At 59.7% G+C, this 11,872-nt stretch carries 11 protein-coding genes; 4 read left to right on the plus strand and 7 right to left on the minus strand.

Annotated features, from left to right (window positions below; all coding sequences use genetic code 11):
- The first annotated feature begins 147 nt into the window (after positions 1 to 147).
- The gene (gene cueR / locus PU683_RS04115) at positions 148 to 558 is read left to right on the plus strand and encodes a Cu(I)-responsive transcriptional regulator (RefSeq protein WP_277170488.1); all 411 of its coding nucleotides are present in this window, start codon (positions 148 to 150) and stop codon (positions 556 to 558) included.
- Here cueR and PU683_RS04120 read toward each other — a convergent pair.
- The 7 genes from PU683_RS04120 to tesA form a co-directional block, all read right to left on the minus strand.
- Positions 512 to 1,249, minus strand: a complete 738-nt coding sequence (locus PU683_RS04120) for a DUF3142 domain-containing protein (protein WP_277170247.1) — start codon at positions 1,247 to 1,249, stop codon at positions 512 to 514. The two genes, cueR and PU683_RS04120, sit on opposite strands and share 47 nt — an antisense overlap.
- Positions 1,219 to 3,426 (minus strand): PA5441 family protein, encoded by a 2,208-nt coding sequence (locus PU683_RS04125; RefSeq protein WP_277170248.1) that lies wholly within the window; start codon positions 3,424 to 3,426, stop codon positions 1,219 to 1,221. Before PU683_RS04125 ends, PU683_RS04120 begins: the two co-directional genes overlap by 31 nt.
- 21 nt (positions 3,427 to 3,447) lie before the next feature.
- On the minus strand, positions 3,448 to 3,909 hold the full coding sequence (locus PU683_RS04130) for an NfeD family protein (RefSeq protein WP_277170249.1): 462 nt from the start codon (positions 3,907 to 3,909) through the stop codon (positions 3,448 to 3,450).
- Positions 3,906 to 4,820 carry an SPFH domain-containing protein gene (locus tag PU683_RS04135; RefSeq protein ID WP_277170250.1) on the minus strand — a complete coding sequence of 305 codons (915 nt, stop codon included), beginning with the start codon at positions 4,818 to 4,820 and terminating at the stop codon, positions 3,906 to 3,908. Before PU683_RS04135 ends, PU683_RS04130 begins: the two co-directional genes overlap by 4 nt.
- 85 nt (positions 4,821 to 4,905) lie before the next feature.
- Positions 4,906 to 5,760, minus strand: a complete 855-nt coding sequence (locus PU683_RS04140) for a thioredoxin family protein (RefSeq protein ID WP_277170252.1) — start codon at positions 5,758 to 5,760, stop codon at positions 4,906 to 4,908.
- A gap of 59 nt (positions 5,761 to 5,819) precedes the next feature.
- Positions 5,820 to 6,590, minus strand: coding sequence for an SDR family oxidoreductase (locus tag PU683_RS04145; protein ID WP_277170253.1), 771 nt, complete (start codon positions 6,588 to 6,590; stop codon positions 5,820 to 5,822).
- Positions 6,591 to 6,618: 28 nt separating this feature from the next.
- Complete coding sequence (tesA, locus tag PU683_RS04150; RefSeq protein WP_277170489.1) at positions 6,619 to 7,242, minus strand: multifunctional acyl-CoA thioesterase I/protease I/lysophospholipase L1; 624 nt, start codon at positions 7,240 to 7,242, stop codon at positions 6,619 to 6,621.
- Here tesA and ybbA point away from each other — a divergent pair.
- The 3 genes from ybbA (at position 7,213) to PU683_RS04165 (ending at position 11,636) form a co-directional block, all read left to right on the plus strand.
- A complete protein-coding gene (gene ybbA, locus PU683_RS04155) occupies positions 7,213 to 7,899 on the plus strand; it encodes a putative ABC transporter ATP-binding protein YbbA (protein WP_277170254.1) in 687 nt (228 codons plus the stop codon). The genes tesA and ybbA overlap by 30 nt on opposite strands.
- Complete coding sequence (ybbP, locus tag PU683_RS04160) at positions 7,896 to 10,310, plus strand: putative ABC transporter permease subunit YbbP (protein ID WP_277170255.1); 2,415 nt, start codon at positions 7,896 to 7,898, stop codon at positions 10,308 to 10,310. The genes ybbA and ybbP overlap by 4 nt, the downstream gene beginning before the upstream one ends.
- Before the next feature lie 183 nt (positions 10,311 to 10,493).
- A complete protein-coding gene (locus PU683_RS04165; protein WP_277170256.1) occupies positions 10,494 to 11,636 on the plus strand; it encodes a porin in 1,143 nt (380 codons plus the stop codon).
- Positions 11,637 to 11,872: the final 236 nt, after the last annotated feature.

Genomic DNA, 11,872 nt, shown 5'->3' on the forward strand with positions numbered 1-11,872 from the left:
CTATGGTATAGCGAAGCGACAGATCGGCAAATAGAAATATTTACAACAGGCATATATTTGTTTTGAGATATCGTAAGGATTAATATTATTTCCCAGCCTCATAGCAGGCGTCGCACTATTTGCCGTGTGTAAATGATGGGGAAGATGATGAATATCAGCGATGTGGCAAAAAAGACCGGTTTAACCAGTAAAGCGATCCGTTTTTATGAGCAGAAGGGGCTGGTGACGCCGCCGCTGCGCGGGGAAAACGGCTATCGCAGCTACAGCCAGCAGCATCTCAATGAGCTGACGCTGCTGCGCCAGGCGCGCCAGGTGGGGTTTAACCTCGAAGAGTGCGGCGAGCTGGTGAATCTGTTTAACGATCCCGCCCGCCACAGCGCCGATGTGAAAGCCCGTACGCTGCAGAAAGTGGCCGAGATCGAACGCCATATCAGCGAGTTACAGGCGATGCGCGCCCAGCTGTTGACGCTGGCAGAGGCCTGTCCCGGCGACGAGGGGGCCGATTGCCCGATTATGGACAACCTTTCCGGCTGCTGTCATCACCGCGCGAAGGGTTAAGCAGAAAGGTCACCGTGCCGCGATACCAGCGTGAAGCAGCGAGCTTCGCTATCGCTTGCGTATCGCAAATCCCGCCTGGCACGACGCCCAGTTTAAACGGAATGCGTAGCCCGGACAGCGCCGGCAGATAAGCGGCGAAGTTCGCCACCGTGCGGCGTCCCTGATAGCTCTGCACCACCAGCTCATCGACCGGCAACGCATTCAGTGTGTCAACGCGGCCTGTTTTCGCCCAGTCCAGCAGCCCGGTCACCCCCAGCGCGTAGTTCGCGGGCAGCGTTTGTCGCAGCCGCTGCAGAAAGCGGGCGTACTCATCCAGCCGCCAGGTGGCGGCATCGAAATCGATCTGCAGGCCAACTACCTCATTTCCCGCTGCCTGCCAGCGCGCCAGCAGGCTATTGAGGCGCAGCAGCAGCCTCTCCGGCACGTCAAGGGTGGCAAAACGCACTGTCAACCAGATGCGTGGAAAGACCAGCCGGTTAACGGGCAGCCCTTTGCGCTCAAATACCGCATTACCCCCGTTGATCACCACGTCGCCCTGATGAAGATAGACCACATCGGCCTCGCGCAGCGCGTCACCGGGGCGCACCCCGGACCAGAGCCAGAACGCCTGCTCCTGCGCCTTCGCAGGGCTTAATAAAGAGAGCAGGGCGGCAAGCGTGACTACCAGTAGTAGCGGAGTTCGTTGGCCCATACGCTTCCAGGGTAGCGGCTCTTCAACTGCTGGAACCAGCCTTTACGCACCGATTTATCCACGTCCTCGCCGCCGCAGTCGTTATAGCCCGACGGGGCATAACACATCACCGCGCGGTAGAGGGCATAGCTCTTATCTTCCGGCTCCGCTTTCGGGTTGTTGATCACCTGCTGGTAAGCGGCCAGCCGCTGCGGCACGCCGGGCAGGGATGGCATTGCGATGGCAGCGTCAAGGGCATCATTGCCGCCGCGTTCGACGCCCAGCGAGACTCTCGCCTGCGTGGTGCGGAAGAATTCGCCGAGGCAGTTCAGCGCATGTCCATCCGTTGGCGTTTTGCTAAGGGTGGTGACGGTTTTCTCCAGCGCGGCGCAAGTATAGCGGCTTGTCTCCTCGCTGCCTTGCCAGGTAAAGACCTGCAGATCGACATCCGCGAACGCCTCATCTTTTACCGGCGGCATAATGGCGGCAATCAGCTTTTTATCCTGCAACCAGTCGGCGTAGTCTCCGGCGGTTAAGTCACGCATCAGCAACGTGTGCAGGGCGATAGTGCGCTCTTCGCTGTTCGGCCCGTTTTGCGCCTGCGCAAGCAGCAGCGGGCGCGAAGCTTTGGTTTTCAGCACCAGCGCGCGAAAGCGCAGGTTAGTCACCCGGCTGTTGGGGGCGAAGATCTCATCGACCTTCTCACTCGCCACCAGCGTGGCCGCCAGTTTGGCCTGTAATAGCTGCTGCTGTTCGACGTCACGGCTCAAATCGAGCAGGCGCAGCCAGTGGCTTTGCGCCTCGGGCCAGGCTTTCTGCGCCATCAGCGCATCGCCATACAGCACCTGTTCGCTGAAGGCGAGAACATCATGCTCCGCCAGCGCTTTTGCCGGGGTGATACCGCTCACCACCGCCGCGTAATCCTGCGTGCTGTAAGCGAGTTGCAGACGGAGATAGTTCCACAGCGCGCCGCGCTGGTTGCTGTCGAACGCCGCTTTATGGCTCTCAAGCCAGGCGTTATCAATACAGGGTGTGTTTTCACGGCAGGGCGATTCGCGCATCCAGCGCAGGGCGGCAATAAAGGTCATCAGCGAGGCATTCGGGGCGCTGACAAATGCCTCGCCTCCCCAGCTAACATCCTTACTCAGCAGCTTGTTGTCGCTCTCGTTGATAAGCGTCACCAGCGCATCGCCGCTGGCGGCGGCAGAGAGCGCTTTTTCATAGCGCGCCGCGAGGCTGTCCCACTGCTGAAGATACCACTCTATACGGCGCAGCATCCCCTGCGTCGAGGCGGAGTAGCGCCCCTGCGGCCACTGCCTGAGGTAACTCTCCGCCGCGCTTCGCGCCTGCTCAGCGTGGGGCTTATCAATTTTCCCCACGTCAAAGTCGCCATACTCGCCGTTGGCGTTTTCACTGCTGGCGTTAAGCGCATTACGCATCAGCATGTAACTCGCCGTTTCGGCAAGCCACGGCTGCGCGCTCTTTGTCAGCGACGTAAAAAGCGGTTCGGCGGCGGCATAATCACCGGCATAGAAGCTGTTGGCTGCCTGCAGATAGGTGCGAAAACCCGCCGCGGCTGAATTTTCCGGCAAGGCGAGGGCGTTAATCGCCTCTTCACCCTGCGAAGAACCATTAGCGGCGATGCGCGCGGTTGCCAGCGCCTGGCGCTGCGGCGCGGTCAGGGATTTATCCTCAAGCAGGGCGGCGAAGAAGGCCGAGAGCGTCTCGTTGTTTTGCGAGACAAAACGGGTTTCACCGTCGTTGCCGGCGTCATCAACCGCAGTTGCGGTTTGCGTGTCGCTACCGTCGGCAATCAGGCGCAGCAGGGCGGGTGGCAGCGTGTTGTCGCTCGTTACGCCCAGCGTATTCATCTGCTGGCGCAGCGTGGCGGCCAGCGGGGACGTTTCTGTCGCGGCGGCAGGCGGCGCGTCATCGTGATGCACGCCGAAGTAAACGTTGCGGCTGCGGGTAATATCTGCCGGCATTGGCTGGCGCAGCGGATAGAGGCCTTTGCTGTCGCCCAGCAGGCGCAGCAGGTTATCGCGGGTATCGGTGTGAATGGCGATCACCGGCGGTGTGGAGAGGTAGCAGCCGGGGCTGCCCCACGTGCAATCATCTATATCGGAAGAGGCCAGCGTGGATGCGCTGGCGCCAAGCGCGAGCAGGATGCCCAGCGCGAGCTGTTTTTGCGGGCCCATAGCCGGGATCCTTGCGTTAATTTAATCGCTGACCGGGGTGATACGCAGCGTAATACCTTCAATGGCGATAACCTCGACGCGCGTACCGGCGGCGAGATCGGCATCGGCGCTGACCGGCCATGAGCTGTCGCCCACGCGCATATGCCCGCGGCCGTTGACCAGCGCGTTCTCCAGCGTGAAACGGCGGCCGAGCAGCTGTTGCCCGCGCAGGTTAAGCGAGGCGTCGGCGGGGTTTTGCTGTTTCACCCGCTTTGCCAGCCACAGCCACCAGAGCCAGGCGGCCAGCAGCGTCAGCAGGGCAAACAGCACTCCCTGCCACTCCCAGCCGAAAGGGATGGCCCACGCCAGCAAACCGGTGGCAACCGCCGCGATGCCGCTCCATAACAGGTACCCGTTGCCGCCGAGCATTTCGGCAGCGAGCAGCAGCCCACCCAGCGTCAGCCAGGCGAGGTAGGTATGTTCAAGCAGCAGTTCGGCGATCATTTTTTACGCTCGTTGGCGCTATCTTTCACCAGTTCAGCAATACCGCCGATGGCACCCAGCAGGCTGCTGGCATCCAGCGGCATCATCACCACTTTGCTGTTATTGGCAGAACCAATCTGCTGCAGCGCTTCGGTATATTTCTGCGCCACAAAGTAGTTCACCGCCTGGATATCACCGGAGGCAATCGCTTCAGACACCATCTGCGTGGCGCGGGCTTCCGCTTCTGCCGAACGCTCACGCGCTTCCGCCTGCAGGAAGGCAGACTGACGCTCACCCTCAGCTTTCAGGATCTGGGACTGCTTCTCGCCTTCGGCTTTCAGGATCTCAGCCTGACGCACACCCTCGGCTTCAAGGATATAGGCGCGCTTGGTACGTTCCGCTTTCATCTGCGCGTTCATTGAGGAGACCAGCTCCGCCGGCGGGCGCACATCGCGAATCTCAATACGCGTCACCTTAATACCCCATGGGTTGGTGGCTTCATCGACAATATGCAGCAGGCGGGTATTGATGCTGTCGCGCTGCGAGAGCATCTCGTCCAGCTCCATCGAGCCGAGGACGGTACGGATGTTGGTCATGGTTAGGTTGACGATCGCCAGCTCCAGGTTACTCACCTCATAGGCGGCGCGCGGCGCGTCGATGACCTGAATAAAACAGACGGCGTCAATGGTAACGTTGGCGTTGTCTTTGGAGATGATCTCCTGGGAAGGGATGTCGAGAACCTGCTCCATCATATTGATCTTGCGACCAATGCGATCCATAAACGGCACGACAAGGCTAAGACCCGGCTGCAGTGTGCGGGTAAAGCGACCAAAGCGTTCCACGGTCCACTGGAAGCCCTGGGGGACAATTTTTACACCGGAAAAGACGATAACCAGCGCGACGACGATAAGTACGATAATGACGATTGGCATCAAAAAAAACCTCCTGTTTAATTTGATGCCATCTTAGCCCGAATTGGCGATGAAAGCAGCCCGATCGCCAAATTTAGCAGGGTGATCAGTAAAGCAGCGAGTAGAGCTGACGGCGGTATTTTGATGCCAGCGCATCGCCGGTACCGAGCGCAGCGAGGATCTCCTGCAGGGTTTTACGTGCGTCACCGTTGGCGGCAGCGAGATCTTTGCGCAGGTGGTTAAACAGCAGCTCCAGCGCCTCTTCGTTACGCCCGACCTGATGCAGCTGCAGCGCCAGTTGGGTTGCCAGCGCCGCATCCTCTGGATTGTCGGCAACTTGCTGTTGCAACTGCTGGATCTCCGGCGTGTCGGCCGCTTTGCGCAGCAGATCGATCTGCGCGATCAGCCCCTGATAGCGGGTGTCCTGATCCTGCAATGGGACAACTTTCAGCACTGCTTCCGCTTCGTCGGCGCGGTTTAACACAATCAGCGTTTCTGCCAGCAGGAAGCCGATTTCGCTCTGCTGATTCGAGAGCTGCCAGGCCTCTTTCAGCAGCGGCAGCGCTTCGGTGTGCTTACCTTCCTGCATCAGCTCCATCGCCTGCTGCGCTTTCAGCTCCTCTTCACGCGGCAGCACTTTGTCGAGCAGGGCGCGGATCGCCTCTTCCGGCTGCGGGCCCTGGAAACCATCGACCGGCTGACCGTTCTGGAAGAGATAGACCGTTGGAATGGCGCGCAGACCAAACTGCGAAGCAACCATCTGCTCGGCATCGCAATCCACTTTCGCCAGAATAAACTGCCCGTTGTACTGCGCGGCCAGCGTTTCCAGGACCGGCGTCAATTGCAGACAGTGTTGGCTGCGCTCGGACCAGAAATAGAACAGCACCGGGGTCGCAACGGACTGTTCCAGCACCTGTTGCAGGTTCGCTTCGGTAATATTGACGATATTCTGTACGGACATGGCAATTTCTCTGTTTAAACAAGTAAGAATGAGATGGGGACGCGACACGCGCCTTCAACTCATCCGTGCAAAATTTTATCCATCATGCGCGCCGGCAGCAGCCGTTTCAGCAGGCTGACCGCCCAGGTCACCAGCGTGACGGGGTAGCGCAATTTCGGCCGTTTACTCTCAAAAGCATGGCGCACTTTGGCGACTACCGCCTCCGGGCCGAGGGTAAAGCGCGCGGCGATACCGGGGTTTTCTACCGGTTTATCGCGCTGCGTCTGGTTTACATTGTCGGTAAAACGCGTGCGGATAGGGCCTGGCTCAATCAGGCTCACTTTAATGCCGGTGTGGCGCAACTCCATGCGCAGCGCGTCGGACCAGGCTTCCAGCGCATATTTACTCGCGGCATAGGCACCGCGACCGGGCGTGGAGATAAGACCCATCACCGACGAGGTCATCACAATGCGACCTTCGCCGTGGGGCAACATGGCAGGAAGCAGGCGCAGCGTGAGCTGGTGCGTGCCGAAAAAGTTGCTGGAGAACTGCTGCTCCATCTGTTCGCGGCTGATGGAGTCAAGGGAGCCGTAGACGCCATAACCGGCGTTATTGAAGATACCAAACAGGCGATTGCCGGACAGGGCGATCACTTCGTCCGCCGCGCGATCCACGCTCGCCGCGTCATCAAGATCGAGCAAAACGCCGGTGAATCCCTCCTGATCCATCCGCTCCACATCCTCGGCTTTGCGGCAGGCCGCCAGTACGCGAAACCCCTGACGCGTTAACTCGCGGGCGCTCTCCAGACCAATACCGCTGGAACATCCTGTTATTAAGACCGTTTTTTGCATAACTTTACCTGGGGACGCGCCTGAATATTCAGGAGGCGTGATTAACTAAAGGAGCCAGTCGCGTGGCCATCCAGTCGGCAATAAACGGCTGGGCATCGCGATTGGGGTGAATACCATCATCCTGCATCCACTGCGGTTTCAGATAGACTTCTTCCATAAAAAAGGGCAGCAGAGGAACATCCAGCTCGTTAGCAAGCTTCGGGTAAATGGCACCAAAGGCCTCAGTATAACGACGACCGTAGTTGGCGGGCAGTCGTATTTGCATCAGCAGCGGCTTTGCATCGGCGCTTTTTACCGTCTCGATAATCTGGCGCAGCGTCTGCTCCGTTTGCTGCGGCGGAAAACCGCGCAGGCCGTCATTGCCGCCGAGTTCGACCAGCACCCAGCGCGGTTTATGCTCTTTTAACAGCGCGGGCAGGCGTGCCAGCCCCTGCTGCGAGGTGTCGCCGCTGATGCTGGCATTCACCACCACAGGCTGTTGCTGCCACTTGTTATTGAGCAGCGCAGGCCAGGCCGCCGTTGCCGCCATCCGATAGCCGGCGCTCAGGCTGTCGCCAAGAATCAGTAGCGTGTCCGCCGCCGCGGCGCGAAAGGTTAACAAAAGCAAAAACAGGAAGGGCAAATGCCAGCGGAAAACATTGTTGAAGTTCATCATCTTAAGAAGTCCGTCGGTCAGGGGGAGCAGGAGCTTTCAATCCTTACCGGAGTTGAGCTGGTTGTCAAACCAGCTGAAACCATCGCGCTGATTGGCGAGTCCGGTTCCGGGAAGTCGACGCTGCTCGCCATTCTCGCCGGGCTGGATGATGGCAGTAGCGGCGAGGTGCATCTGCTCGGCAAGCCGTTACACAAGATGGACGAAGAGGCGCGCGCGCAATTACGTGCGCAAAATGTCGGTTTCGTTTTTCAATCTTTCATGTTGATCCCCACCCTAAACGCGCTGGAAAACGTGGAGCTGCCCGCACTGTTGCGCGGCGAGAAGAGCAGCGACAGCCGCAGCAGCGCCAAAGCGTTGCTTGATGAACTGGGGCTTGGCAAGCGCCTCGACCATCTTCCCGCGCAGCTCTCCGGCGGCGAGCAGCAGCGCGTGGCGCTGGCCCGCGCCTTTAACGGCCGTCCGGCGGTGCTCTTCGCCGATGAGCCGACCGGCAACCTTGACCTGCAAACGGGCGACAAAATTGCCGATCTGCTCTTCTCAATGAATCAACACTACGGCACCACGCTGCTGCTGGTGACCCACGACGCGCAGCTGGCGGCACGCTGCGACAGACGCCTGCGGCTGGTCAACGGCGAACTGTGGGAGGAAGCATGATTGCCCGCTGGTTCTGGCGCGAATGGCGTTCGCCGTCGCTGCTGATTGTCTGGATGGCGCTGAGCCTGGCGGTGGCCTGCGTGCTGGCGCTCGGCACCATCGGCGATCGCATGGAGAAGGGGTTAAGCCAGCAGAGCCGCGATTTTATGGCCGGCGACAGGGCCCTGCGCAGCTCGCGTGAAATCCCCACCTCCTGGCTTGAGGAGGCGCGTAAAGGTGGCCTGCAGGTGAGTGAACAGGTCAGCTTCAGCACCATGACCTTTGCGGGCGACACGCCGCAACTGGCGAGTGTGAAAGCGGTGGATAATCGCTATCCGCTCTATGGCGAGCTGGAGACGCAGCCTGCCGGGCTGAAACCGCAGCCGGGCACGGCACTGCTGGCTCCGCGCCTGATGGCGCTGCTCAATGTGAAACCGGGCGACACGATCGAGGTGGGCGACGCCACGCTGCGCATTGCCGGCGAGGTGACGCAGGAGCCCGATTCCGGCTTTAACCCCTTTCAGATGGCGCCGCGCCTGCTGATGAATAGCGCTGATGTGGCTAAAACCGGGGCCGTCTTGCCGGGCAGCCGCGTCAGCTGGCGGGTGAAGTTTGCCGGCACCCCCGCGCAGTTAGAGAAGTATGAAACGTGGCTGCTGCCGCAGCTTGGGGCGGATCAGCGCTGGTACGGGCTGGAGCAGGACGAGGGCGCGCTGGGGAAATCCTTACAGCGTTCGCAGCAGTTCTTGCTGCTGTCGGCGCTGCTGACGCTGCTGCTGGCGGTTGCCGCCGTCGCGGTGGCGATGAGCCACTACTGCCGCAGCCGCTACGATCTGGTGGCGATCCTCAAAACCCTTGGCGCTGGTCGCGCGCAGCTGCAAAAGCTGATTGTCGGCCAGTGGGCGCTGCTGCTTGGGCTGGCGGTGATTACCGGCGGCGCGCTGGGGCTGCTGTTTGAAAAGGTGCTGATGCGCCTTCTTAAGCCAGTGTTGCCCGCCGCGCTGCCGCCCGCAAGCTACTGGCCATGGCTGTGGGCGATCGGCGCGATTGTGGTGATCTCGCTGCTGGTGGGGCTGCGTCCCTATCGTTTGCTGCTGGCGACGCAGCCGCTGCGGGTGTTGCGCCGCGACGCGGTGGCAAATGTCTGGCCGCTTAAGATCTATCTTCCTGCGGTGGCGCTGATCACCTTGCTGCTGCTCGCCTGGCTGATGGGTGGCAGTATGCTGCTGTGGGCGGTGCTGGCAGGGGCGGTGGTGCTGGCAATGCTTTGCGGCGTGGTCGGCTGGCTGCTGCTCAATGTGCTGAAACGCCTGACGCTGAAGGCGCTGCCGCTACGCCTGGCGGTCAATCGCCTGCTGCGCCAGCCCTGGTCGACGCTCAGCCAGCTGTCGGCCTTTTCCCTCTCGTTTATGTTACTGGCGATGCTGCTGGTGCTGCGCGGCGACCTGCTCGATCGCTGGCAGCAGCAGTTACCGGCAGAGAGCCCGAACTACTTCCTGATCAACATCGCCCCGGAGCAGGTTACGCCGCTGAAAACTTTCCTTGCTGAACATCAGGTGATCCCGGCGGCGTTCTACCCGATTGTGCGGGCGAGGATGACGGAGATAAATGGTCAGTCGACGGAGGGCAACGCCGACGAGGCGCTGAACCGCGAGCTTAACCTCACCTGGCAACAGCAGCGGCCGGATCACAATCCGCTGACCGCAGGCAGCTGGCCGCCAAAAGCGGGCGAGGTGTCAGTGGAGGAGGGGCTGGCCGCGCGGCTGGGTCTGAAGCTGGGCGATACGGTGACGTTTACCGGCGATACACAGGCGTTCAGCGCAAAAATCTCCAGCCTGCGCAAGGTGGACTGGGAGAGCCTGCGGCCCAACTTCTTCTTTATCTTCCCGCCAGGCGCGCTCGACGGGCAGCCGCAAAGCTGGCTCACCAGCTTCCGGCTGGAGGGGGGGAACAGCATGTTAACGCAGCTTAACCGCGCCTTTCCCACCATCAGCCTGCTCGATATTGGCGCGATTTTAAAACAGGTCGGCCAGGTGCTGGAGCAGGTGAGCCGGGCGCTGGAAGTGATGGTGGTGCTGGTGACCGTCTGCGGCGTATTACTGCTGCTGGCGCAGGTGCAGGTCGGCATGCGTCAGCGTCACCAGGAGCTGGTGGTCTACCGCACGCTGGGTGCGGGCAAACGGCTGCTGCGCACCACCTTGTGGTGTGAATTTGCGCTGCTGGGGCTGGTCTCCGGGCTGGTTGCCGCCATTGGGGCGGAAACGGCGCTGGCACTGCTGCAAACCCGTGTGTTTGACTTCCCGTGGCAGCCCGACTGGCGGTTGTGGATCACGCTGCCACTGTGCGGCGCGCTGCTGCTCTCTCTCTGCGGCGGTTGGTTAGGCAGCCGTTTATTGAAGGGTAAGGCACTGTTTCGTCAATTTAGTGGTTAATCCTGCCTGAAAAAGCGGCACCGATAATTCAATCGGTGTCGCTCTGTTTCAACGTGTAAACAATCAATCGACACCTGTTTAGTAGCACAAAACATTAAAAAAACCTCGCCCACCAGAATCTTATAAGGGATATTATGCCCGCGCTAATTAACAGTTAGTTGTATCAATTCCCAAGGAAAAACCATGAAAATAAAAACAAGCGCCCTGGCGACAGCCATTGGCGCAGCAGTGGCATTGGCGTCTTTCACAGCACAAGCAGAAATTACTGTTCTGAAACAGAACCCACAGGCGGGCGATCCTCTTAGCCGCCTGAACTTCACCGTTGGCGGCTCGATTCGTCCGCAGTTCCAGAATATGACGGGTAACGATGGCAAAAACGCCTTTAAACGTAACGGTTTTGACGGTGGCACCCGCTTCCGTTTCGCGGCAGATTACTACCTGTTCGATGACATCAGCTGGGTCAGCTACTACGAGCTGGGCGTTGATATCCCGAAACTCTTCGACTGGGATAACCACTACGCGGAAAGCGCGCACAACACCACGCGCCGTATGCTCTACACCGGCCTGAAAAGCCAGACCTGGGGCACGTTAACCTTCGGTCAGCAGAACAGCGTTTACTACGATGTAGTCGGCGCGAAAACCGATATCTGGGACTACGACATGCTGGCGCAGGCGCCGGGTAACGGCATCAAAGGTGATTACGACGGCTCTTATCGTTCACGCAAGATGCTGAAATATAAGAAAACCGTGGGTGATGCGGATATCTATGCCTCTTATCTGTTCAGCGATGATTACCTGGCGACCGACGGCAACCGTTACAAGCGTAAGAGCGGCGGTTCCCTGGGGCTCGATTATCACCTGACGGATGACCTGACCTGGGGCGCGGCGTGGAACTACACCCGTGCGGATATGCGTCAGCCCTCTACCGGCGACAGCAAAACCTACGATCAGAACATCCTCGGTACCGCGCTGAGCTGGACGCCGGATAACTGGACCTTCTCCCTGGGCGGCGGCTGGTATCAAAACTTCATGCTGACCAAGAAGAAGGATGTGCATAACTACTTCGCGGGCGATGCGTGGGGCGTTGAGTACTTTGCCGGGTATAAATTCCCGATTGCGCAGTACGCGGTGAAATACATTCAGCCGTACGTGATGGGCGACCGTCTTGAGTTCGCCAGTGGCCGTAATTATCAGCGTATTGATAATGGCGTGGGTGTAACTGTGCAGCTGGATTATGGCTTCCGTGTGGATTACGAACACGTCTTCACCTCCAGCACCGACAACCTGGGTGATATGAACCTGGTTCGTCTGCGTTACGATTTCTAATCGAAACCCGGCGGCCTGCTTCTGAGAGGCAGGCCGCACATGCCTGATGGCGCTTCGCTTATCAGGCCTACGGAAAGCAGTGCGCTGCGCCCATGTAGGCCGGATAAGGCATCGCCGCCATCCGGCAATCTGCCCGGCATTGTGCACAGATGCTGCAACTGCCTGATGGCGCTTCGCTTATCAGGCCTACGGAAAGCAGTGCGCTGCGCCCATGTAGGCCGGATAAGGCATCGCCG

It is taken from the genome of Candidatus Kosakonia sp. 282A-S69 (assembly GCF_029433855.1).
GTDB lineage: Bacteria > Pseudomonadota > Gammaproteobacteria > Enterobacterales > Enterobacteriaceae > Kosakonia > Kosakonia cowanii_A.